Origin of the sequence: Pseudomonas sp. Q11 (assembly GCF_024494355.1) — a bacterium.
Taxonomy (GTDB): Bacteria; Pseudomonadota; Gammaproteobacteria; order Pseudomonadales; family Pseudomonadaceae; genus Aquipseudomonas; species Aquipseudomonas hefeiensis.
Genome location: NZ_JAKNQY010000010.1, coordinates 121,683 through 145,454, shown reverse-complemented (window position 1 = coordinate 145,454; position 23,772 = coordinate 121,683). Strand labels below are relative to the sequence as shown.

Here is a 23,772-nt window from a genome sequence, read left to right as displayed (position 1 = left end):
GTGCGTAGCGCTCGCAAAATCTTGGGGCCGCTGCGCAACCCAGCGGGAGCAAGCTCCCTCGCCACAAAGGCATACACCGGCATGCCGGGGCTGATGGCTCCTTGAGTATGCCGTGCTCGTCGCGCGGATGTATTGACCTGGATCGTTATTTTTACCGCCTGGGCTCATGCTAGAGTGCCCGGCCAAGATCCTGGAGCCTGTCATGAGTGTCCTGACCCGCCGCTGCGCCGCTCTGCTGTTGATGTCCAGCCTGTCGTGGGCGGCCGTTGGCGCGCCGATGCACAGTCAATTTCTGCCTCCCGATGATCTGGCGGTGCGTCAGGAGCAACCCGAACACCAGCAATTACTCCAAGTCACCGAGTATTCGGTGGTGCTGGGCAATCAGCGTCAGTCCAACCAGCAGCCGATACCGGTCACATCGCCGTTGCTGGTACGCCTCAAAGGCAAGCCTTTGAATAAAGACGCTACCCTCAACCAGGTGATCCTGAACTTCGACGGCGAAAGCAAAAGCCTGAAGAAGCCTGCCTTCGACGAGGCGAGCAAGACCCTGACCCTGTCTTATCCACAGGCCCAGTATCAGGTGGTGATCGATCTGCTGCGCAGCGATACGGTGTACGTGCAGTTCCTCAGCTACGCCAACGGCCATATCTGGGCCGACCTGCACACTGGGGCTGTACGCCCGCGTTGAGCCCCGAGGCCTGCCGGGGGTAAACTGCCCGCCCCGTGAACTGTGCGAGCTGGAGCCCGGCAATGCGTAAAGACAAGAAACAAGTGATTGGTGACGAGATTGGCGATGAGCAGATCAAGCTGTTCCTCAATTTCGATCCGGTCGATGCCACTTCGCCGTCACTGCACAAACTGATCAAGGCCTACCGTGGCCTGCGGATCGACGACTTCGAGCGGTTCCTGGCGTTTTTCGTCGAGGCTGGCTATGACCTCAATGGCAAGGATGAGCACGGCAACGATTTCGTGGCGCTGATCCAGGATCAGCGCCACGCTGAGGAGTATGTCGAGTTGATCAACAAGGCTCGTGGCTGATTTTTTTGGGGCCTGCTTCGCAGGCCAGCGGGAGCAAGCTCCCTCGCCACGAAAGCTCCCATAAAAAACGCCCCGCTCTCAGAGAGAACGGGGCGTTTTTTATGCGGGACAATCAAGCGAAGCTTGGCGTCTCGCTGCTTTCTTCAACCAGTTCCAGCGCGATGTTGTTCTGCGCATTGACCTTGCGATACAGCGCCGCATCGGTTTCCAGCACTTTTTCCCGGGCCGGGAAGATCTCCGCGAGCTTGCTCGCCCACTCTCCCTTGGTTTTGTCCGGGAAGCAGCGCTCGATCAGGTCAAGCATGATCGAGACGGTCACCGAAGCACCTGGCGATGCGCCGAGCAGGGCGGCGAGGGTGCCGTCCTTGGCCGCCACCAGTTCGGTGCCGAACTGCAGGACGCCGCCTTTCTTCGGGTCTTTCTTGATGATCTGGACCCGTTGGCCGGCCACTTCCAGGCGCCAGTCCTCGGCTTTCGCCTCGGGGTAGAAGCGGCGCAGGGATTCCAGGCGCTGCTCCATGGACTGCATCACTTCGCTGATCAGGTACTTGGTCAAGTCCATGTTGTCCCGGGCCACGGCCAGCATCGGGCCGATGTTGCCGGCGCGTACCGACAGCGGCAGGTCCATGATCGAACCGTGCTTGAGGAACTTGGTGGTAAAACCGGCGTATGGCCCGAACAGCAGCGATTTCTTGCCATCGACCACGCGGGTGTCCAGGTGTGGCACGGACATCGGTGGCGAGCCCACGGCGGCCTGGCTGTAGACCTTGGCCTGGTGGTGCTTGACCACTTCCGGGTTGTCGCAACGCAGCCACTGGCCGCTGACCGGGAAGCCGCCGAAGCCCTTGCTTTCTTCGATGCCCGAGGCTTGCAGCAGCGGCAATGCCGCGCCACCGGCGCCCAGGAAGACGAATTTGGCGTCGACTTCGCGGCTGCTGCCGGAATTGACGTCCTTGATGCTGACGGTCCAGCCAGTGCCATTGCGCTTGAGGTCGGTGACGCGCTTGCAATACTTGACCTGGGTGTCCGGTGCGCTGGTCAGGTGCTTGAGCAACTGATTGGTCAGGGCGCCGAAGTTGACGTCGGTGCCATTCATGACACGGGTGGCGGCGATGACTTCGTCAGTTGGCCGGCCCGGCATCATCAGCGGCATCCACTCGGCCATCAGGGCCTTGTCCTCGGTGTATTCCATGTCAGCGAAGGCATGATGCCGATGCATCAGTTCAAAGCGCTTTTTCAGGAACGACACGCCTTTTTCACCCTGCACGAAGCTCAGGTGCGGGACGGGGGCAATGAAGGATTTGGATGAGCCGAACGTGCCTTTTTTGGTCAGGTACGTCCAGAACTGCTTCGACACCTCGAACTGGGTGTTGATGTGCACGGCTTTCTTGATGTCGACACTGCCATCGTCTGCCTGGGGCGTGTAGTTCAGCTCACACAGCCCGGCGTGGCCGGTGCCGGCGTTGTTCCACGGGTTGGAACTCTCCGCGGCACCGGAATCCATCAACTCGACGACTTCCAGCGAGATCGCGGGGTCGAGTTCCTTGAGCAGCACGGCCAGGGTGGCACTCATGATGCCGGCCCCTACCAGAACTACGTCGACTGCTTCGTTATGCGCCATTTAACGCGTCTCCAAAATCTGCAGCACCAAATTGTCGGCATGGCGGCCAGGAGTGGCGGGGCAGGTCAGTTGCGCCCCAGGTACCCATGGCCAGGATCGCCATGTCCGAATCTTCGCAATTTTTCGCAACTACTGCGGATGCATGCAGCCTGGCCTCAGAGTCCCATGAACTCATTTAAGCGCCGGGCAGGCAATTCGACTTATGGCCGAGACATCCGTTCGTGCAACCAAATCCGTAGCGGACAGGCTTCAGGCGCCGGTTCTTGAACGATAGGCGGTCCTGTGTCGTTGGGCTGTTTCAGACGCTAATGGTGCTTGTTCAGACGCAAAACTATTCATTTGCTCGCCACACTCTCGTGAAGTTGTGAAAACCCGTTTTTTCACGCTCTTTTGAAGACGTGAACCTCAAAAAAGGGCTGTCCCAGCCTGGCACCGCGCCCGGTTTGGTTTGCCCCCATGTAATACATGACAGGCAAAACGGGCAGACAGCTCAGTGACCGAGCGTAATGACAGCTCTGCAGATTCGCGAAAAGCGGTGGTTTGCTTGAAGAACAGCAAGCGCGCCAGCTTCACTCGATCTGTGTGGGCGGCTCTCTGTGGGCGGTGCGAGGTGCCAATACAAGCGCATTAGCGGTGTTGCGAGGCCCGATCAGGAGACGTCCTTATAATCGGGGGCAGATTGTATCGAAGAAACGCAGGGAAATGGTCGTGTTTAATGACTTTTATTAGCCTTCCGGTCAGACGGCCAACAGTTGACGGTTGCGTGGGCGAGGGCCAAGGGTTTGCACGCGGGCGCTGGCGGGCAATGGCTGGTGCAGCCAGTTCAGACGGATCTCTTCGATTTCCACCCAACCTTCGCCCATGGGCTGCAGGCTGCATTGCTTGAATGCCTGGCAACGACCGTCGCGGTCCAGCAAGGCGAAGCAGCGGTGCTGTGGGCGCGGGGTGAACAGGGAAATGAGAAAACGCATGGTCGGACACCGTGTCGGAGAGCTTGTGACAAGGCTGACAGGGGGCCATGACACGCCGGTGTAAGGATCATGACAATGCCATGACAAGAGCCGGTTTTCCCACGCCGTGTCAGACATTTGAGTATTCATCGTGCAGCGCTAGTTCAGCGCCATGGCGCACCGCTATACTGCGGGCCTGTTTGTGCCCGATTCTGGAGAGAAGAGCATGTTGCAACGCCTGTTGTTCGGTTTGATCGCTGTGACCAGTCTGGCCCTCGTCGGCTGCGCCCACAGCCCGCAACAACTTAACCCGGAGCCCAAGCTCAACGCCCAGCTGGCGCCTGTAGGACGCGGTCAGCCGGTGGTGGTGCGGGTGGTGGACGGTCGCCCGTCGCCGACCCTCGGCACTCGCGGCGGGCTGTACCCGGAAACCAGCGTGATCACGGTGCAGGGTGAGCAGATCCTGCCCAAGCTGCAGGCCCAGGCCGAAGCGGCGGTGCGTTTGCTGGGCTTCACCCCCACTGCCAACGCGATGAATGCACCGCAACTGACCGTTACCCTGGCCGAGCTCAAGTACCAGTCGCCCAAGGAAGGCATGTATGTGACCGAAGCCACCATCGGCGCGACCTTCCGTTCCGAGGTGCAGAACGCCAATCGTCGCTACAGCGGTCGTTATGGTGCTTCGCTGGACCAGCGTTTCGGTATGGCGCCTAACCAGGACACCAACACCAAGCTGGTCAGCGACGTGTTGAGCGACGCCCTGACACGCCTGTTCAAGGACCCGAGCATCGGTCAGGTGCTGGCTGAGTAAGTAATACGTCCCGTGCCCCCTGTGGGAGCGAGCCTGCTCGCGATGGCGGATCAGTCAATATTGAGGTGACTGACACTCCGCTATCGCGAGCAGGCTCGCTCCCACAGGTTTTTTTGCAAGCAAGAAACCTTCATGCAGCCTCTGAATACAACTCCAGCACACTGATTCCGGTCAACAGGTCTGCCTCGGGCAGGTCGGCGTGTTGGTGGCCGCCGAGGGCGCAATACACCAGCCAATGCCGGTCCTGCACGTTGAAAGACAGGCTGCCGACGAGGTTCTGTTGCTCGTCGCTCGGGTTGATGAGATAGAGACGATCCTGGTTTTCGGCGTGGAGCATGGTGGGTTCCGGGCAGGTTTGAAGGGCGACAGGGTGGCCTATCCAGATGACGGAACCGTGACGTGAAAAATTAACCCGAGGCTTGCTGGCGGATCCTGTGGCGAGGGAGCTTGCTCCCGCTGGGCTGCACAGCAGCCCCAAACGTGTCGCTGCGGTGTCTCAGGTTGATTGCCTCAGCTTCATTGGGGGCGCTTCGCACCCCAGCGGGAGCAAGCTCCCTCGCCACAAAGGAACATGGCATTGCAGGGCAAGTGCATCGTTATTGGTCGGAAAAAGTGCAGTAGGCGAGGGAGCTTTCGGTAGAATTCGCACCGTTCGTAGGTTTCGGGCGCGTCCTGTCCGTCTATTGCTTGAGGTTTGTGATGTCGCTGCATTTGTTTTCGTTATTCGCTGCTCACCCCGCCAAACTGATCAACCTGCTCGCCTTGTTGTTTGCCTGCCCCGGCGGCTGGGTGCTGCATGCCACGCGCCGCCGTGAACAACGGGCGCGGGCCTGTCTTGAGGCGCGTAAAGGTGACGGTGAGGAGCGATTCGAAGCCTTGCTCGACCTGGCGACCCAGCGCATGAACCGGTTTTTCTACCGTTTCGGTTTTGCCTGCCTGGGACTGGCACTGCTGGTGTCGTGGGTCAGCACACAGTTCTGATGGATAAAAAAGATCGCAGCCTTCGGCAGCTCCAAGATGAACATCGATCCATGGAACCGCCGAAGGCTTCGATCTTTTTGACTGGTGGCGCTTAAAGCGCCAACCCTGCCTTGACCCGATACTGATTGCGCACCGGCGTCGCATATTGCAGCACCAGGAACGGCCGGTGCTCAGGCGGGCAAGCGTCCAGCCGGCGTTGCCATTCTTCCTGGGCCTTGGCCAGTTCGTCGGCGCCGAATACCTGGGCCGCTGTCGGCACCTGCAACTGCGGGTCGGCGTCGGCCCATTGGGCGTAAGCCAGGTAATGCACCGGGAACAGGCGGTAGCCGCCGAGAATCTGCCGGTCCATTTCCTGGGCCAGTTGCTTGGTGTCCTCGAACAGCTCGGTGATCGGCGCGGCGAAGTTCACGTGGACCCGGCCCTTGTAGCCGGTTATGCCCTTGGCGATGCTCACGTCGTCCTCGCCCGGTACCTTGGTGTAGGTGCCGGTGGTGGCGCGGATGTACAGCTCGCGGGCCTTGGCCTGGTCGCACGGGTCGTATTCGTAGCTGATGGACACTGGTGTGAGGTTCAGCGACTGGATGACCTCGCCGAACGGTTCGTCCTTGCGGCTCATGTGGAACATCTTGAGGATCGCCGATTCGGTGCGGTCGTCACCGTCCTTGGCCCGGCCCTCGGCCTGGGCAATCCAGATCGAGGCGCAGTCGTTGCGGATCGAGTGATTGATGTACGCCGAGAGCAACTGGTACGCGGCCATTTTTTCCCGTCGCCCCGTGATGGACCGGTGCACGATAAAGCTTTTGTTCAGGCGCATCAGATCGCTGACAAAGGGCTTTTGCAGCAAGTTATCACCGATGGCGATGCGCGGGGTCGGCAGCCCTGCGTGGTACACGGCGTAGTTGACGAACGCGGGATCCATCACGATGTCGCGGTGGTTGGCGATGAACAGGTACGCGCTGCCGGATTTGAATTGCTCCACCCCGGTGTAGGTCACACCATCGGTGGCGCGCTCAATCGTGTGGTCGACATAGAACTCCACCTTGTCCTGCAAAGTGGCGACCGATGTCACACCGGCGAACTCACGACGCAACCTTTGCGCTATAAGAGGCTTGAGCATCCAGCCGAAAGCCCCGGCCAGGCGTGGGAAGCGGAAGTGGGTGAGGATATCTAGAAACGCCTTGTCGCCGAGCAGCCGCGCCAGCACCGCTGGGACTTCGCTGTCGTCATAAGGTCGGATGGCATCGAATTCGCCCATCATGCTCTCTTGTAGGAAACGGCTAGGGTAAGTAAAGGTTCGATCGAAAAACCGACAGGGCACGGCCTGGAAGATAAGCCAGACAAAAATAGCCCTGCAAACAGACCGGCGATTATACGCACAAGTCACCTGGGAGACCGCGATGCTGGAAACCGCTCCGTATGAATGTCCGTATTGTGGTGAGGAAGTGGAAACGTTGGTGGACCTGTCCGGCGGCGATCAGACCTATATCGAGGACTGTCAGGTCTGTTGCCGACCGATAACGTTTGTCCTGCAGGTGCACGATGAAGAATGGCATCTGGAAGTCTTCAGTGAAAACGAATGATGGGGGACGTCCATGCAGCGAATCTACGAGCTGGAAAACCTGATGGAAGGTGAGCTGCTCCAGGGCATGCTCGCCAGCGAAGGCATCACGGCGCACCTGGTGGGCCGTGATCTGGTGGGCGGTGCTGGCGAGTTGCCGATGTACGGCCTGCTGGGGCTGGCGGTGGAGGACGACCAGGCGCAATACGCCAGGGAACTGATCGCCGCCTACAATGCCGCGCTGCCATTGCCCGGCGATGAACCGGACAGTTACCCCGGCACATTGGTCTGTTAGGCTGACGACCGTTTGATCAAGAGTCGTGTTGCCCCATGTGTGGACGTTATGCCCTGTTTCGCTGGAACCCTGCCTTTGCGGCCTTGCCCGGCTTTCCCGCCGACCAGAAGGCCCAATGGAATATTTCGCCCAACGATTCGGTATTGATGCTGCGCGCCGGTGCTGAGGGGCAGCGCGAACTGGCCCGGGCCCGCTGGGGCCTTACGCCGCCATGGCTGACCGACCTGTCCCGTACGCCTGCCCACGCCCGGGCCGAAACCGTGGCCGAGCAACCCATGTTCCGTGAAGCCCTGCGCCTGCGCCGCTGTCTGCTGCCGGCCAACGGCTTCTATGAATGGCGCGGCGGCACGCGCAAGCGTCCGTACTGGCTGACGCCGGGGGAGGGCTCGTCGCTGTTTTTCGCGGCGATCTGGGAAGCTTATCCGGTGCAGGAGCAGGTGTGGTTGAGCACCGCGGTCATCACCCAGCCGGCGGCAGGGCAGCGCCGGCCGTTGATTCTGGATGAAGAGGGCCAGCGCCTGTGGCTCGATCCCGAGACGCCCTTGCATGTATTGCAAGGCTTGCTGGCCAGTGAGCCGGCGGCATTGCGCGAGCGGGTGTTGGCGAACATGGTCAATGATCCGAAGCTCAACGGGCCGGAGTGCCTGACCCCGGCTTGAGTGTTGAGGCGCCTGTGCTGGCCTCATCGCGAGCAGGCTCGCTCCCACAGAGGATTGACGGTGAACACAACGTCTGTGAACACCCACACCCCCCTGTGGGAGCGAGCCTGCTCGCGATGGGGCCCTTGGATCAAACCTTGAACTGATTGATCAACCGCCGCTGCTGCTCCGCCAGTTTGGTCAGATCCGCGCTGGCCGCGCTGGACTCGTCCGCGCCACCTGCCACTTCGTTTGCCACTTGTCCGATGTTGATCACGTTTCGGTTGATGTCATCGGCCACGGCGCTTTGTTCCTCGGCGGCGCTGGCGATCTGGGTGTTCATGTCGTTGATCACCGATACGGCCTGTGTGATGGTCTCCAGGGCCTGGGCCGCTTTCGCCGCGTGTTGCACGCTTTCGTCAGTGCGGTGCTGGCTGTCTTCCATCACCCGCACCACGTCCCGGGTGCCTTGTTGCAACTGCTGGATCATCGTCTGGATTTCTTCAGTGGCCTGCTGCGTTTTCTGCGCCAGGTTGCGCACCTCATCGGCTACCACCGCAAACCCGCGCCCCTGCTCACCGGCGCGAGCCGCTTCGATGGCCGCGTTGAGGGCCAGCAGGTTGGTCTGTTCGGCGATTCCGCGGATGGCGGTAAGAATCGCGTTGATGTTCTCGCTGTCCTTGGCCAGAGCCTGCACCACTCCCACGGCCTTGCCGATTTCCACCGCCAGGGCGCCGATGGAGCTGGAAGTATCCCGCACGATCTGCATGCCCTGGCTGGCAGCCTGGTCTGCGTGACCAGCGGCTTGGGCGGCCTGGGTCGCGTTGCGGGCCACGTCTTGGGCGGTGGCGGTCATCTCGTGCACGGCGGTGGCGACCTGATCGATCTCCACCATTTGCTTGTGTACGCCCTGGTTGGTGCGGATGGCGATGTCGGCCGTGTGCTCCGAGGAATCGCTGACACTCTGCACCGAGGTGACGACTTGGGTGATCATCCCTTGCAACTTGCTCAGGAAGGTATTGAAGCCCTTGGCGATCGCACCCAGTTCATCCGCGCGGTCGCTCACCAGGCGACGGGTCAGGTCGCCTTCGCCCTGGGCGATGTCATCGAGCATCGCCACCATTTGCTTGAGGGGACGGGCAATGCCGTGGGCTACCAGCCAGATCACCAGCAGGCCGATGCCGGCAATCACCAAGCCCACCATGGTCATGCCGAAGATGTCGGTCTGGCGCTGCGCGTCCAGGTCTTTCTGCAACGCTTGCAGTTCGGCCATCACCGCATCCAGTGGCAGTTGCAGCATCAGCGTCCAGCGGGCCTCGGTTTCACCGATGCCGAACGGCATGTACACCTCGATATGCCCATGGGCTTCATCGACGTCGTAACGCACTTCGCCGACGCTGAGCTTGGACAGGTTATCCAGTTCATTGGCGTCCAGCAGGTCGCTGGCCTTCTCTCCCAGTTTGGACGGGTCCTTCGTGAAGGCCACCAAGCGGTTATTGCTGGAGAGCAATGCCATTTCCCCGGCGCCCTCATACAGCTTGCGGTCGGCGGCGACGAGCATGTCCTGGATGAAGTTCACCGACAGGTCGGCGCCGACGATGCCCTGGAACTTGCCATCGACCATGATCGGCTCGATGAACGAGGCGAGCATGGTCATGGTATCGCCCACGCGATAGGGCGCCGGGTCGATCACGCAGGCTTTCTGGCTGTCCCGGGAACACAGGTAGTACTCACTGGCGCGAATGCCGGTGGACAGCAGTTTCTGGTCCGTCACATCGGCGAGCTTTTCCAGGCCCAGGGTGCCGTCCTGGTTGCGAAACCACCAAGGCAGGAAGCGCCCGTCGGTTTCCATGCCCAGCACCGGGCTGTTCACGTAATTGGCGTCGTCGTGGTCAATGGCGTTCGGTTCCCAGCCGATGTAGGCGCCGAGAATCTTGGGGTTACGCACCACGGTTTCGCGCAGCAGGCTGATCATCTGCTCGCGGGGCACCTTCAGTTGCGCGTTGCCGTCCGTGCCGTTCATGCCCATCAAGGCGTTGGTGGTCGCAAGGCCCCGGGCAAGCAGCAGCGGCGCCTCCAGTTCCCGCTGGATCAGGCTGGCCTGGGTGCGGGCCAGCGCGTCGAGGCGTTGTTCGATCAGATGCTCGAACTGCGCCTTGGTCCGCTGTTGCACCATTTCCTGGGTGCGGGCACCGGCAAACAGCGCGTACAGCACCAGGGCACCAACCACACTGAGGATGATGGCGCCGGCCAGAGCGGCCACGGAAAACTGGATCGATTTGAATTTCATAAAGGCTCCGGACGCGGGAATGACGTCTGAAGCTTGTATCGGCGTTTCGGTGGCCCGGCATGAGACGCTGTTCGTCGGATGACTGTTTTGGCTTCGTGGGTGTCGCAAATGGACTGGGATAGGATCTGTCTGAAAAAACTGTAATCCACGCTGTGTATCTGGCGCCGATACAAATCAGCGCCTAGGATACGCCCACGTTTCCAGGGAGCTTCTTACATGAACAAGATATTGATGGTGAGTGCACTGAGCGTGGGCCTGCTGCTTGCCGGTTGCCAGTCGGTCAACACCACCAGCGGCGGAGCCGTGGGCGTGGAGCGCAAGCAATACATGTTCAGTATGCTGTCCACCGACCAGGTCAACCAGATGTATGCCCAGTCCTACCAAAAGACCATGGGCGAAGCGAGCGCCAAGGGTGTACTGGACAAGACGAGTAGCGATGCCAAGCGCGTCCAGGCCATCTCCAGTCGGCTGATCGCTCAGGCACCTGTGTTCCGCCCGGATTCGGCGCAATGGAACTGGGAAGTGAACCTGATCAAGAGTGATGAACTCAACGCCAGTTGCGGCCCCGGCGGCAAAATCATTTTCTATACCGGGTTGATCAACAAACTCAAGCTCACTGACGATGAAATCGCCGCGATCATCGGCCATGAAATCGCCCACGCCTTGCGCGAGCACGGCCGCGAAGCGATGTCCAAGGCTTACGGCATCGAAATGGCCAAGCAGGGCGCCGGTGCGTTGTTCGGCCTGGGCCAGGACAGCCTGGCGCTGGCCGATACCGTGGCCAACTATGGCATGACCCTGCCCAACAGCCGCGGCAATGAGAACGAAGCCGACCTGATCGGCCTGGAACTGGCCGCTCGTGCCGGCTACGACCCGAATGCCGCGATCACGTTGTGGAACAAAATGGCCAAGGCTTCGGAAGGCGCACCACCGGAATTCATGAGCACCCACCCGTCGTCCAGCAGCCGGATCGCGTCGCTGCAGGCGGCGATTCCGAAGGTAATGCCGCTTTATCAGCAGGCCCGCAAGTAACCATCGATATGCAATGAAACTGTTCTTGTGGCGAGGGAGCTTGCTCCCGCTCGGTCGCGCAGCGGCCGCAAAGGCTTAGGGCTGCTTCGCACCCCAGCGGGAGCAAACTCCCTCGCCACAAGAGCGTGCATCAGTCCCAATCAAACCCAACCACTGCTCTGCATCGCCTTGTACACCGCCACGATCGCCAGGACGAAGAACGCCGAGGCGGCCAGCCGGCGGATCAGCGTCAGGGGGAGCTTTTCAGCCGCGAAGTTACCGGCCAATACCACCGGCACGTTGGCAATCAACATGCCCACGGTGGTGCCGATGATCACCAGCCACAGCTCCGGGTATTGCGCGGCGAGCATCACCGTGGCGATCTGTGTCTTGTCACCGATTTCCGCCAGGAAGAACGCGATCAGCGTGGTCAGGAAAGGGCCGAACTTGCGGGCCGTACTGGCTTCGTCATCGTCCAGTTTGTCCGGCACCAACGTCCACAGTGCCGTAGCGGCAAAGCTCACCGCCAGGATCCAGTGCAGGACCGCGTCCGAGAAAATACTACCGACCCAGGCCCCCACTGCCCCGGCCGCCGCATGGTTGGCCAGCGTCGCGGCGACGATGCCGGCAATGATTGGCCAGGGTTTGCGAAAGCGAGCCGCAAGAATAAGCGCGAGCAATTGCGTCTTGTCGCCGATTTCGGCGAGCGCAACGATAGCGGTAGGTACGAGGAAAGAGTCCAGCATCAGGTGATTCCTAGAGGGGCGGGTCGACACGGCTATGACACGTACAGCCTTCCCGCCCCGGGTAAGGTGTGCGTGTCATAGGTCTTGTCAAACCCAGCGACCATCTGCGTGGACGCTTGGGCCGCATACGCCATGGTCTGCTGACCAAGTATGTTGACGTATGCCGGGCGAGCATGGCGCTCGCGGGAGACTACTCCCCTAGGACGGAGCGGATTCTGCCTAGGCAAATCCGATTGGGCAAGTGCTGTTTCTTAAAATTGCTTCAGCCGCGCTTGGCCCGGTAGATGCGAAAACCCTGGCCTTCGGCCTTGATCGCGCACACGCCCAGATGCTCTTCGATCAGTGGCTGATATTTGAGGAAACTGTTCGCCACCAAGCGCAGTTCGCCGCCGTTTTTCAGATGTTTTGCCGCTTTTCGCAGCAGGTTTTCCGTGGCGTGGTAGTCGGTGTGCACGCCGACATGGAACGGCGGGTTGCTCAGAATCGCGCTTAATCCCATCGGCGCGGCATCGATACCGTCGCCGGTCAGCACCTCGGCCTCCAGGCCGTTGGCGGCCAGGGTCAGGCGGCTGCTGGCCGCGGCGAAGGCGTCCACGTCCAGCAGCGTGACCGTGTTGTGCGGATAGCGACGCTTGACCGCGGCCCCCAGTACACCGGCGCCACAACCGAAGTCCAGCAGGTGGCCGCTGGGGAGTTTATCCAGGTGTTCCAGCAACAGCGCACTGCCGCGATCCAGGCGACCGTGGCTGAACACCCCCGGCAGGCTGATGACCGTCAGCGCGCCTTCGGCCAGGGGCAGCTCGTAGGTCTGGGCCAGGCTTTCCAAAGGCTTGGCTTCGGGCGCATCGGCCACGGTGACTTGCCACAACTGGCAATGGCGTGCGCTGTCGAGCTTGCGCGGCTTGCCAAAGGCGTTGAGCTGCTTGGACGCGCCTTCGATGCCGCTGCGCTTTTCGCCCACCAGATACACCTCGCGACCGGCCAGGCGTGAGGCCACGGCGTTGAGGATGTAATCGGTCAGGTCCTTGGCCTTGGGCAGGAACACCACGGCGGTGTCGAACTCACGGGCCGGCACGTTCACGCCAAAGTGGCTGCGCTCGGGAAAACGGGCATCCAGCGCGGCTTGGTCTCCGGCGTGCCAGCACCAGCCATGGGCTTGGGGCAAGCGGCCGAGCAGATCGTCGGCGGGCAGGCCGGCCAGCAGGACTGAACCCTGGAATAACTCGGCCTGACGAAGCAGTACTTCACTGCGCGGGTCCATGGTCTGCTCCTTGAAAAAAAGTGCGGCAGTTTATCAACTGACGACTCGCTGCGCTGTACCGCTGAAAAAGCCCTCGGCGTTTTCCGTCAGTTGACCGACGATCCGCTGCCGCGCCTCGCGGCTGCCCCAGGCGTTGTGGGGCGTGACGATCAAGCGAGGAATGTCGGCGGCCAGCAGCGGGTTGCCTTGGGTCGGCGGTTCCACGCTCAGTACATCGGTGGCCGCGCCGCCCAAATGGCCGCTGCGCAAGGCATCGGCCAGGGCCTGTTCGTCGATCAGACCGCCGCGGGCGGTGTTGAGCACAAAGGCACCGGGTTTGAGCTGCGCCAGTTGCCGGGCACCGATGAAATTGCGCGTGTGCTCGTTGAGTGGACAGTGCAGGGTCAGCGCGTCGATTTGCGGCAACAATTGATCCAATGACAAGCGGTCGGGGCGGGCAGGGCGCCCGGGGATCTGCCCCAGCAGCACGCGCATGCCAAAGGCTTCGGCCAGTCGCCCGACGGCGCTGCCCAGTTCGCCATGGCCCAGCAAGCCGAGGGTTTTGCCTTCCAATTCGACAATGGGATAGTCCAGCAGACAGAACTGCGAAGCCTGTTGCCAGCGACCTTCGCCCACCGCTTTTTGGTAATCACCCAGGCGTGTCGCCAGATTCAATAGCAGCATGATCGTGTGCTGGGCCACCGACGGCGTGCCATAGCCCTGACAATTGCACACGGTGATGCCGTGTTGGCGGGCGGCGACCAGGTCGACGTTATTGGTGCCGGTGGCGCTGATCAGGATCAGCTTCAGTTCGGGGTTGGCGGCCATGGCAGTCGCATCGATTACGACCTTGTTGGTAATCGCCACCGTGGCGCCCTTGAGCCGCTCGCTCACTTCATCCCGGGTCGTGCGGGCGAACAGTTGCAGCTCGCTGAAGCAGTTGCGCAGCGGTCCCAGGTCCAGATCGCCGAGGTCCAGGGAAGGGTGATCGAGGAAAACTGCGCGGCCGTTGTTCGTCATCAGCTGTACCTTTTATCTCAGGAATCGAAGGCGTAATGTGGCGAGCCTATCAGATGTCTGTGGGAGCAAAGCTTGCTCGCGACACCGACGATGCGGTCTTCCAGGAATCGAGTCGCCTGTTTCGCGAGCAAGCTTTGCACCCACACAGCCCCCCTCACTACACCGTTGATGTTTGTTTTGAGATTGAGCTAGCCAAGGAGCGCCCATGTACCTCACTGAATTCCTCACCGTCGCTCTGATCCACTTACTGGCCGTGGCCAGCCCCGGGCCGGATTTTGCCGTGGTGGTGCGCGAGAGCGTGACCCATGGTCGCCGCGCCGGAACCTGGACGGCCTTGGGTGTGGGCACGGCGATTTTCCTGCATGTGGGGTATTCGCTGCTGGGCATTGGCCTGATCGTGTCGCAATCGATCGTGTTGTTCAACGCGCTGAAATGGGCCGCCGCCGCCTACCTGCTGTACATCGGCTTCAAGGCGCTGCGGGCGCAACCGGTCAAGCCGACGGCGGACAACCTGCACAAGGAAGCCGGCGAACGTACTGCCCGTGGCGCATTCACTTCGGGCTTCGTCACCAATGGCCTGAACCCCAAGGCGACGCTGTTTTTCCTGTCGCTGTTTACCGTGGTGATCAACCCTCATACGCCCCTGGCAATCCAGGCCGGCTACGGCGTGTACCTGGCGGTGGCGACGGCAGTGTGGTTCTGCCTGGTGGCCATGCTGTTCAGCCAACAGCGAGTGCGCGCCGGGTTTGCCCGCATGGGCCATTGGTTCGACCGGACCATGGGCGCGGTACTCATTGCTATCGGGGTGAAGCTGGCGTTTACCGAGGCGCACTGATCCAGCTCTGTGTAGGAGCTGCCGAAGGCTGCGATCTTTTGATCTTTAGCTCTGGACTCTATTGGCTGGGGAAAGATCGCAGCCTCGTTGCACTCGGCAGCTCCTACAGTCCGGTATATGGCTCAAGGCTAGTATTTGCGGGCCGATCAAATCATTCCTTTGGCTGATTTGATTGAAACATAAGGGTTCTAAAGTGCTTACCTCCAGCCAAGACCGTGCAGTCAGAAAAGGGACTCTTATGTTGCAGACTCGCGTTATTCCTCCAGCCGAAGGCGCTTATCAATACCCGCTGCTGATCAAGCGGCTGCTGATGTCCGGTGCGCGTTACGAGAAAACCCGCGAGATCATTTACCGCGACCAGTTGCGCTACAGCTATCCAACCCTGATCGAACGCGTCGCGCGGCTGGCCAATGTGCTGACCGAGGCCGGGGTCAAGGCCGGTGATACCGTGGCGGTGATGGACTGGGACAGCCATCGTTACCTGGAATGCATGTTTGCGATCCCGATGATCGGCGCGGTGATCCACACCATCAACGTGCGCCTGTCACCGGAACAGATCCTTTACACCATGAACCACGCCGAGGACCGCTTCGTGCTGGTCAATAGCGAGTTCGTCGGTTTGTACCAAGCGATTGCCGGGCACCTGACGACCGTAGAAAAAACCCTCCTGCTGACCGACCTGCCTGAAAAAACCGCTGACCTGCCGAACCTGGTGGGCGAATACGAACAACTGCTCGCCGCCGCCAGCCCCGCCTACGACTTCCAGGATTTCGACGAAAATTCGGTCGCCACCACGTTCTATACCACCGGCACCACCGGCAACCCCAAGGGTGTGTATTTCACCCATCGGCAACTGGTGCTGCACACCATGGGCGTGTCGACCATCATGGGTGCCATCGACAGCGTGCGGCTGTTGGGCACCAACGACGTGTACATGCCGATTACGCCGATGTTCCATGTCCATGCCTGGGGCCTGCCATACGTGGCGACCATGCTCGGACTCAAGCAGGTCTACCCCGGCCGTTACGACCCCGAGTTCCTGATCCAGTTGTGGCGCAAGGAGAAAGTCACCTTTTCCCACTGCGTGCCGACCATCCTGCAAATGGTCCTCAATGCCAAGGGCGCCCAGGACACCGATTTCGCTGGCTGGAAAATCGTCATCGGCGGCAGTGCCCTGAACCGCAGTTTGTATGAAGCGGCCAAGGCCCGGGGCATCCAGCTCACCGCCGCCTATGGCATGTCCGAAACCGGCCCGCTGGTGTCCTGCGCCCACCTCAACGACGAGCTGATGGCCGGCAGCGAAGACGAACGCATCACCTACCGGATCAAGGCCGGCGTACCAGGGCCATTGGTGGAAGCGGCGATTGTCGACACCGAGGGCCGTTTCCTGCCCGCCGACGGCGAGACCCAGGGCGAACTGGTGCTGCGCGCGCCGTGGCTCACCGAGGGTTATTTCAACGAACCACAGAAGGGCGCCGAGCTCTGGGCTGGTGGCTGGCTGCACACCGGCGACGTTGCGACGCTGGACGGCATGGGCGTGATCGATATTCGCGATCGCATCAAGGACGTGATCAAGACCGGCGGTGAATGGATATCGTCCCTGGACCTGGAAGATCTCATCAGCCGTCACGTGGCGGTACGCGAAGTAGCAGTGGTGGGTATTCCCGATCCGCAGTGGGGCGAGCGCCCATTTGCCTTGCTGGTCATCCGCGAAGGGCATCAGATCGGGGCCCGCGAGCTCAAGGAACATCTCAAACCGTTCGTCGAATTGGGGCACCTGAGCAAATGGGCGATCCCGAGCCAGATCGCCCTTGTTACGGAAATTCCCAAGACCAGCGTCGGCAAGCTCGACAAGAAGCGTATCCGCATCGACATCACCGAATGGCAGAGCAATAACAGCACCTTCCTGTCGACGCTTTAAGCGTTTTTGCCGTGTCCAAAAGGGCACGGCAGCCCCACCAAGCAAGCGCTTGCCTTGTCAAACCGAAAATTTCAGCCATCCTTGCCGTGCCGACATCTGTCGGCCTGGCGAAAGGACTGTTCCAGAGTGGTCGCGGGCTGCAAATCACACTTTAGAGGGATCAAGCCGTACTACCTGCTGGCTATAGTCCGTTTAAGGATTTTCAAGAACGGGGCGCACGCACTAAACGGGCGATGCGACTTTGAACGGGGCGGAACAGCCGTTGAAAGTGTTCTTGGAAAATACTGACTGCCATAAAAATAAAAGCACATGGAGTAGCGTCGATGACCTCAGCAAACACGTTCTGGCGCCGGGCAAAATTGCCTCTGGCGGTCAGTCTCGCCTCTTCGCTCGCCGGGCCAGCATTCGGCGTCAGTTTCAACATCGGTGAAATCGAGGGCCAGTTCGACTCGGCCCTGTCGGTTGGTGCAAGCTGGTCCACGGCCAAGGCCAACAGGGACCTGATCGGCGTCAACAACGGCGGCAAGGGCTTGTCCCAGACCTCCGACGACGGTCACCTGAACTTCAAGCGCGGGGAAACCTTCTCGAAGATCTTCAAGGGTATCCACGACCTGGAACTGAAGTACGGCGATACCGGCGTGTTTGTGCGCGGCAAGTACTGGTACGACTTCGAACTCAAGGACGAACATCGCCTGTACAAGGACATCAGCGACAGCAACCGCAAGGAAGGCGCCCAGTCTTCCGGCGGGCAGATCCTCGATGCGTTCATCTACCACAACTACGCTATTGACGATCAGCCGGGTTCGGTTCGCCTGGGCAAACAGGTGGTCAGTTGGGGTGAAAGCACCTTCATCCAGGGCGGGATCAACTCGATCAACCCGGTCGATGTGTCGGCGTTCCGTCGTCCAGGTGCCGAGGTCAAGGAAGGTCTGATCCCGGTCAACATGTTCTATGTGTCCCAGAGCCTGACCGACAATCTGTCGGCCGAAGCGTTCTACCAGCTGGAATGGGACCAGACGGTCATCGATAACTGCGGCACGTTCTTCTCGCAGCCGGACGTGGTTGCCGATGGTTGCAACGATAACCTGCGAGTGCTGAACAAGCGCTCTACGCTCCCGGCGGCCGCACTCGGTCCAGCGGAAGCGCTCGGAGTCAACGTCAACGAAGAGGGCGTGCTGGTGCGTCGCGGTGCGGATCGCGATGCTCGCGACAGTGGCCAGTGGGGCGTGTCGTTCAAGTACATGTTCGAGCCGCTGGACACCGAGTTCGGTGCTTACTTCATGAACTACCACAGCCGTGCGCCGATTTTCAGTGCCACCGGTGCTCCGCAGTCCGTTTTTGACCTGGCAGCAGGATTGCCGCCTGCGTTCGCCGCGCTGGCGCCTTTGCTGGTTGCGGGTAACTCGAACTATTTCATCGAGTACCCTGAAGACATCCGTCTCTACGGTTTGAGTTTCTCCACAACCTTGCCTACCGGCACGGCGTGGAGCGGCGAGGTGAGCTATCGCCCGAACGCCCCGGTGCAACTGAGCACCACGGACATTCTTTTCGCCGGTGTGACGCCACTTCCCGGTCTTGGCAATGCTTCGATACTCCCTGGCTCGCCGGGGCAGGACCTGCATGGCTATAACCGTAAGGAAATCACTCAGTTCCAGACCACGTTCACTCACTTCCTGGATCAGGTCATGGGCGCCAGCCGTCTGACCCTGGTGGGCGAAGTCGGCGTGACCTACGTGGGCGGCCTGGAAAGCAAATCCGACGCTCGTTATGGCCGTGACCCGGTGTTCGGTCCGGGCGAACTGCCCAGCGGTTTCTGTAACGTGCTCAATGGCTCGACCGCAGCCGGTGGTGGCCAGACCAGTGCCGATGTGAACAGCAACTGCAACAACGACGGCTTCACCACCTCCACCTCCTGGGGCTACCGTGCCCGCGCCATCTGGGAGTACCCGGACGTGTTCGCCGGTGTGAACCTCAAGCCCAACGTGGCCTGGTCCCATGACGTCAAAGGCTACTCGCCAGGCCCGGGCGCCAACTTTGAAGAAGGCCGCAAAGCCGTCAGTCTCGGCCTGGATGCCGAGTACCAGAACACCTACAACGCGAGCCTGGCCTACACCAACTTCTTTGGTGGCGACTTCAGCACCGTGGACGATCGCGATTTCCTGGCGCTCAGCGTCGGCGTGACCTTCTAAGCACAGTATTTCAGGACGACACACTATGAAAATAACAAAGAGTCTGTTGCAGGTCGGTGTTCTGGGGCTATCCCTGCTGGCCGCCAGCGTCATGGCGGCGGTGCCTGCCGCCGAAGCCGACAAACTGGGCAAAAGCCTGACACCGATGGGCGCCGAAATGGCCGGCAATGCCGACGGTTCGATTCCGGCCTGGAAACCCATGGCCCAGAACGCCGGGAGCGTGGACAGCAAGGGTTTCCTATCCGACCCGTACGCCAGTGAAAAACCGCTGTTCACCATCACCGCGCAGAACGTCGACCAGTACAAAGACAAGCTCGCGCCGGGCCAGTACGCGATGTTCAAGCGCTACCCGGAATCCTTCAAGATGCCGGTCTACCCATCCCATCGCGGTGCCACCGTGCCGGATGATGTGTTTGCCTCCATCAAGAAAAACGCGGTCAACACCAAACTGGTGTCTGGCGGCAACGGTCTGGAGAACTTCGAGACGGCTGTGCCGTTCCCGATTCCCCAGAGCGGTGTGGAAGTGATCTGGAACCACATCACCCGTTATCGCGGCGGCAGCGTAACCCGCCTGGTAACCCAGGCCACGCCGCAGCCCAACGGCTCCTACAGCCTGGTGTACTTCAGGGACCAGTTCGTGTTCCGCGACAAGATGAAGGATTTCGATCCGGCCAACCCTGGCAACATCCTGTTCTACTTCAAGCAGCAAGTCACCGCGCCGGCGCGTCTGGCCGGTGGTGTACTGCTGGTGCACGAAACCCTCGACCAGGTTAAGGAACCGCGTTCTGCGTGGGTCTACAACGCCGGTCAGCGTCGCGTGCGTCGTGCGCCGCAAGTGTCCTACGACGGTCCGGGCACCGCCGCCGACGGCCTGCGTACCTCCGACAACCTGGACATGTACAACGGTGCGCCGGATCGCTATGACTGGAAACTGGTGGGCAAGAAAGAACTGTATATCGCCTCCAACAGTTACAAGATCGATTCGCCCCAGCTCAAGTACGCCGACATCATCAAGGCCGGCCATATCAACCAGGACCTGACTCGCTACGAGCTGCGTCGTGTCTGGCAAGTGACCGCGACCCTGAAGGAAGGCCAACGCCACATCTACGCCAAGCGTGACTTCTACATCGACGAAGACACCTGGCAAGCCGCGGTGATCGACCATTACGACGGTCGTGGCCAACTGTGGCGCGTGGCCGAGGCCCATGCCGAGAACTACTACGACAAGCAAGTGCCGTGGTACGCCCTGGAAACCCTCTACGACCTGCAGTCCGGCCGTTATCTGGCCTTGGGCATGAAGAACGAAGAGAAATCGGCTTACGACTTCGGCTTCACCGCCAGCACCGCCGAGTTCACTCCCAACGCACTGCGCCAGCAGGGTATCCGCTAAACAGCTTCACCCGAGGCCGCACCCTCAAAAAAACGCCCCGACTGGTTCGGGGCGTTTTTTTTGACCAACACAAAACCCCTGTGGCGAGGGAGCTTGCTCCCGCTGAATGCGCCTTCTAGGAGCTGTGTAGGAGCTGTGTAGGAGCTGTCGAGTGCAACGAGGCTGCGATCTTTTCCCAGACGCTTGAATCCCAAGCGAAAGATCAAAAGATCGCAGGCTTCGCCAGCTCCTACAAAGCTCGGCGGAGCAAGCTCCCTCGCCACAAGAGCGGTGGCTGTCTGAATTTTTTTCAAGTCGGTCGGTTTGTGGCCTTTTTGTAGCCATTTGTAGCAACTCCCTTCAATACCTCCTCGTTTACCGCTAGTCTGCGGACATCTGCAACGCCGCCACCCGCATTTCAACAAGAGCCGGCCATGACTGATCTGTCTTCACTCCCGGGTTCTGCCCGCACCGCCGTCGCGGGACAGGACGGGCGCTTCTACCGCCCGCCCTTGCCTGACGGCCATGTGGTGCGGCCGCGGTTGTGCGAGCGCTTGAGTGCGGGGCTTGGAGGTCGGTTGCTGTTGGTGAGCGCCCCGGCGGGGTTCGGCAAAAGTTCACTGGCAGTGGAGTTCTGCCAGAGTCTGCCGGTTCATTGGCAAAGCCTCTGGCTGGGGCTCAGTGCCCGGGACAACGACCCGGGACGCTTTCTGGAGCGGCTGCTCGAAGGGCTGCAGGCATTCTTCCCGCAGTTGGGAGGCCGGGCGTTGGGGCTGCTGAAAATGCGCCAGCGCCACCAACCCTTCGCCTTCGAAGAATGGCTCGACGGCCTGCTGGATGAACTGTCCGCGCATCTGTCGCCGGATAAACCCTTGCTGCTGGTGCTCGACGACTACCACTTGGCCCAAAGCCCGGTGCTGGACCGTTGCCTGCAATTTTTCCTTAATCACCTGCCCGAGGGTTTGCTGGTGCTGGTCACCAGTCGACAGCGCCCGGACTGGCATCTGGCACGCCTGCGTCTGTCGCGCCAATTGCTCGAACTGAATGAGCAGGACCTGCGCCTGACCCATGAAGAATCCCTGACCTTGCTGCAGCACCACAGCAGCTCGCTGCGTGGAGAAGCCCTGGAGAGCCTGATCCAGCGCAGTGAAGGCTGGGTGGCCGGGCTGCGTTTCTGGTTGCTGGCCGCTTCCGAGGCCGGTACTGAGGGCCGGATGCCGCAGGCTCTGCATGGCGGCGAAGGGCTGATCCGCGATTATCTGCTTGAGGAGGTCATCGACTGTTTGCCCGCCGAGGTGCAGGCGTTTCTCTACGACACTGCGTCCCAGGAGCGTTTCTGCAGCGAACTGTGCGATGCCGTGCGCGAAGCCCATGACAGCGGCGAAATCCTCGGGTATCTGGCGGCCCACCAGGTGTTCCTGGTGCCGCTGGACGAGCATGGCCACTGGTACCGTTACCACCATCTGTTTTCCGACTTGCTGCGCAGCCGTCCCAGTGCGCCGGCCATGGTGCCGGCCGCGACCCTGCATCTGCGGGCCTGCCGCTGGTTCAATGCCCAGGGCCTGATCGACGAGGCCGTGGAGCAGGCGCTGCGAGCCGGGCATCTGGATGTGGCGGCGAACCTGGTGCAAAACCTCTCTGAGGAGCAATTGCTGGCCGAACAGAACGTCGGCATGTTGCTGCGCTGGAAAATGGACTTGCCCGACAGCCTGCTTATCAGCACTCCGCGGTTGATCGTGCTGTACAGCTGGGCGCTGGGGCTGGCCTGCCAGCTGGACGCCGCTGAAGAACTGGCCGCCCACCTGCGTCGCTTCTTGCCGGCGCCTTCGGCCACCGCGCAAAAATCCATGCTCGCCCAATGGCTGGCCCTGAGCGGAATCATTGCCCGTGGCCGTGGGGATCGCGAGGCCACTGTGCGTTACTGCACCGAAGCCTTGGAGAGCCTGCCGCAAAAGCGTTATGGCCAACGTCTGATGTGCCTGTCCACGCTGTCGAACCTGGCGATTGCCGACGGTGACCTGTGGCGCGCCCGGGCCTTGAACCGTGACTCCCTGGAGTTGGCGCAGCGCGTCGGTAACCCGTTGTTCGAGGCATTGGCCCATTACGACCGCGCCCGGGTGTTGCAGGCGCGAGGGGAGATCCTGCGGGCGCTCGATGAAGTGCACCAGGGCCTGCAGCGCCTGCACGCACTCTCGCCGCAACGGCTATATGCCGTGCGGGCGCGGTTGATTCTGTACGAGGGGTTCCTGCTGACCTTGCGCATGCAACCCCAGGCCGGGTTGGCGCGGTTGCAGGCCGGCCTCACCGAAGCGCGGGCGTGCCGCGACATCAGCGTGTTGATCGGCCACTGCGTGATCGCGCGGGTTGAAGGTCATGCTCGCGAATTCGCCCGGGCCTTTGCCGAACTGGCCGAAGCCGAGCGCCTGATGCATATCTGGGACGTTCCGCCGATTTACTACCTGGCGATGATCACCCTGGTCAAATGCGAACTCTGGCTGGCCCAGGGCCGTACGGACCTGGCCGAAGCCTGGCTGGCGCGTCTGGGGCAGACCTACACCGGTGAACGGGCCGCCGCGCCGCCGGAATTCCACCCGCAACTGCCGTTGCATGTCGAGCTGCAACAGGCGGTGCTGGAGTCCATCCGGGGCCAGCCCATGTTGGCCGAAGGGCGGCTCAATGCCCTGCTTGAACACGGCCAGCAAACCGGCCGGCAGATGCTCAGTGTGATGGCGCTTAACCAGAAGGTCGCCTTGTTGCTGAGCGTTGGCCGTGAACCCGAAGCCCGCATTACCCTGGCCCAAGCCCTCGAAGCCGCCTCGGGTGGTGTGCTGCAGCCGTTCGAATGGTTGCTGGGCGAACATCGCGAGTGGCTGCGCGAGCAACTGCTGCACACACCGCCCAGCCCGTTGCGCGAGAACCTGCTCGAGCGCCTGCCGTCGATGACGGCGCAAACTGCCGAACCATCGGTCCCCGTAGAAAACCTCAGCAGCCGTGAGCGGGCGGTGCTGCAATTGATTGCCCAAGGCTGTTCGAACCAGGAAATCAGCGAGCAGTTGTTCATCTCGCTGCACACGGTCAAGACCCACGCCAGCCACATCAACAGCAAACTCGGCGTGGAGCGCCGCACCCAGGCCGTGGCGCGGGCGAAGGTGTTGGGGTTGTTGGGCTAGGACTGGTTACTCGTGCCAATGAGCTTTTGTGGCGAGGGAGCTTGCTCCCGCTGGGGCGCGAAGCAACCCTGAAACCTGCCGCTGCGGTG

At 61.1% G+C, this 23,772-nt stretch carries 21 protein-coding genes, 1 pseudogene and 1 riboswitch; of the genes and pseudogenes, 13 read left to right on the top strand and 9 right to left on the bottom strand.

From position 1 onward, the window contains the following. The first annotated feature begins 202 nt into the window (after positions 1-202). Together MA884_RS13160 and MA884_RS13155 are read left to right on the top strand one after the other, a co-directional pair. The gene (locus MA884_RS13160) at positions 203-688 is read left to right on the top strand and encodes a hypothetical protein (protein ID WP_256230934.1); all 486 of its coding nucleotides are present in this window, start codon (positions 203-205) and stop codon (positions 686-688) included. Between the two features lie 62 nt (positions 689-750). Next, a complete protein-coding gene (locus MA884_RS13155) occupies positions 751-1,038 on the top strand; it encodes a PA4642 family protein (RefSeq protein ID WP_256230933.1) in 288 nt (95 codons plus the stop codon). A gap of 112 nt (positions 1,039-1,150) precedes the next feature. Here MA884_RS13155 and mqo read toward each other — a convergent pair whose 3' ends face one another. Together mqo and MA884_RS13145 are read right to left on the bottom strand one after the other, a co-directional pair. After that, positions 1,151-2,659, bottom strand: a complete 1,509-nt coding sequence (gene mqo / locus MA884_RS13150) for a malate dehydrogenase (quinone) (RefSeq protein ID WP_256230932.1) — start codon at positions 2,657-2,659, stop codon at positions 1,151-1,153. A gap of 737 nt (positions 2,660-3,396) precedes the next feature. Next, positions 3,397-3,630 carry a hypothetical protein gene (locus MA884_RS13145; protein WP_256230931.1) on the bottom strand — a complete coding sequence of 78 codons (234 nt, stop codon included), beginning with the start codon at positions 3,628-3,630 and terminating at the stop codon, positions 3,397-3,399. A 205-nt stretch (positions 3,631-3,835) separates the two neighbouring features. Between MA884_RS13145 and MA884_RS13140 the strand changes: the two genes are divergently transcribed. Then, positions 3,836-4,420 carry a YajG family lipoprotein gene (locus MA884_RS13140; RefSeq protein WP_256230930.1) on the top strand — a complete coding sequence of 195 codons (585 nt, stop codon included), beginning with the start codon at positions 3,836-3,838 and terminating at the stop codon, positions 4,418-4,420. 130 nt (positions 4,421-4,550) lie between these two features. Here the strand turns inward: MA884_RS13140 and MA884_RS13135 are convergent, their stop codons facing one another. After that, positions 4,551-4,757, bottom strand: a complete 207-nt coding sequence (locus MA884_RS13135) for a hypothetical protein (protein WP_256230929.1) — start codon at positions 4,755-4,757, stop codon at positions 4,551-4,553. Between the two features lie 362 nt (positions 4,758-5,119). On the opposite strand from MA884_RS13135, the gene MA884_RS13130 reads away from it, so the two are divergent. Continuing rightward, positions 5,120-5,401: a hypothetical protein gene (locus MA884_RS13130; protein ID WP_256230928.1), complete on the top strand. Its 282-nt coding sequence runs from the start codon at positions 5,120-5,122 to the stop codon at positions 5,399-5,401. Positions 5,402-5,492: 91 nt separating this feature from the next. On the opposite strand, the gene MA884_RS13125 is transcribed toward MA884_RS13130, so the two are convergent. Then, positions 5,493-6,659: a 1-acyl-sn-glycerol-3-phosphate acyltransferase gene (locus MA884_RS13125; protein WP_256230927.1), complete on the bottom strand. Its 1,167-nt coding sequence runs from the start codon at positions 6,657-6,659 to the stop codon at positions 5,493-5,495. Positions 6,660-6,798: 139 nt separating this feature from the next. Here MA884_RS13125 and MA884_RS13120 point away from each other — a divergent pair, with 139 nt between their 5' ends. The 3 genes from MA884_RS13120 to MA884_RS13110 are packed head-to-tail and all read left to right on the top strand — an operon-like array spanning position 6,799 to position 7,913. Then, positions 6,799-6,981, top strand: a complete 183-nt coding sequence (locus tag MA884_RS13120; protein ID WP_047229423.1) for a CPXCG motif-containing cysteine-rich protein — start codon at positions 6,799-6,801, stop codon at positions 6,979-6,981. A gap of 12 nt (positions 6,982-6,993) precedes the next feature. Further along, entirely contained in the window at positions 6,994-7,254 is a 261-nt protein-coding gene (locus MA884_RS13115; RefSeq protein ID WP_014340166.1) for a putative signal transducing protein, read from the top strand. Positions 7,255-7,289: 35 nt separating this feature from the next. Then, positions 7,290-7,913 (top strand): SOS response-associated peptidase, encoded by a 624-nt coding sequence (locus tag MA884_RS13110; protein ID WP_047229424.1) that lies wholly within the window; start codon positions 7,290-7,292, stop codon positions 7,911-7,913. Positions 7,914-8,043: 130 nt separating this feature from the next. Here MA884_RS13110 and MA884_RS28030 read toward each other — a convergent pair whose 3' ends face one another. After that, positions 8,044-8,787 (bottom strand): methyl-accepting chemotaxis protein, encoded by a 744-nt coding sequence (locus MA884_RS28030; protein WP_371134774.1) that lies wholly within the window; start codon positions 8,785-8,787, stop codon positions 8,044-8,046. Positions 8,788-8,901: 114 nt separating this feature from the next. Continuing rightward, positions 8,902-9,096: pseudogene (locus MA884_RS28025) on the bottom strand (HAMP domain-containing protein); the annotation flags it as partial. Between the two features lie 1,302 nt (positions 9,097-10,398). Between MA884_RS28025 and MA884_RS13100 the strand changes: the two are divergent. Continuing rightward, positions 10,399-11,214, top strand: a complete 816-nt coding sequence (locus MA884_RS13100) for a M48 family metallopeptidase (RefSeq protein ID WP_047229426.1) — start codon at positions 10,399-10,401, stop codon at positions 11,212-11,214. 140 nt (positions 11,215-11,354) lie between these two features. Here MA884_RS13100 and MA884_RS13095 read toward each other — a convergent pair whose 3' ends face one another. The 3 genes from MA884_RS13095 to MA884_RS13085 form a co-directional block, all read right to left on the bottom strand. After that, complete coding sequence (locus MA884_RS13095; RefSeq protein WP_186657596.1) at positions 11,355-11,939, bottom strand: TMEM165/GDT1 family protein; 585 nt, start codon at positions 11,937-11,939, stop codon at positions 11,355-11,357. A gap of 90 nt (positions 11,940-12,029) precedes the next feature. After that, positions 12,030-12,150: riboswitch (yybP-ykoY riboswitch) on the bottom strand. 51 nt (positions 12,151-12,201) lie between these two features. After that, a complete protein-coding gene (locus MA884_RS13090; protein ID WP_256230925.1) occupies positions 12,202-13,200 on the bottom strand; it encodes a class I SAM-dependent methyltransferase in 999 nt (332 codons plus the stop codon). A gap of 33 nt (positions 13,201-13,233) precedes the next feature. Next, entirely contained in the window at positions 13,234-14,199 is a 966-nt protein-coding gene (locus MA884_RS13085) for a 2-hydroxyacid dehydrogenase (RefSeq protein WP_256230924.1), read from the bottom strand. A 205-nt stretch (positions 14,200-14,404) separates the two neighbouring features. Between MA884_RS13085 and MA884_RS13080 the strand changes: the two genes are divergently transcribed. From MA884_RS13080 to MA884_RS13060, 5 genes are all read left to right on the top strand, one after another. Then, entirely contained in the window at positions 14,405-15,034 is a 630-nt protein-coding gene (locus MA884_RS13080; protein WP_256230923.1) for a LysE family translocator, read from the top strand. 238 nt (positions 15,035-15,272) lie between these two features. Next, the gene (locus tag MA884_RS13075) at positions 15,273-16,955 is read left to right on the top strand and encodes a fatty acid--CoA ligase (RefSeq protein ID WP_256230922.1); all 1,683 of its coding nucleotides are present in this window, start codon (positions 15,273-15,275) and stop codon (positions 16,953-16,955) included. Positions 16,956-17,278: 323 nt separating this feature from the next. Beyond that, positions 17,279-19,144 (top strand): DUF1302 domain-containing protein, encoded by a 1,866-nt coding sequence (locus MA884_RS13070; protein ID WP_256230921.1) that lies wholly within the window; start codon positions 17,279-17,281, stop codon positions 19,142-19,144. A 25-nt stretch (positions 19,145-19,169) separates the two neighbouring features. Beyond that, the gene (locus tag MA884_RS13065; protein ID WP_256230920.1) at positions 19,170-20,534 is read left to right on the top strand and encodes a DUF1329 domain-containing protein; all 1,365 of its coding nucleotides are present in this window, start codon (positions 19,170-19,172) and stop codon (positions 20,532-20,534) included. Positions 20,535-20,947: 413 nt separating this feature from the next. Continuing rightward, entirely contained in the window at positions 20,948-23,683 is a 2,736-nt protein-coding gene (locus tag MA884_RS13060) for a LuxR C-terminal-related transcriptional regulator (RefSeq protein WP_256230919.1), read from the top strand. The last annotated feature ends 89 nt before the right edge of the window (positions 23,684-23,772 follow it).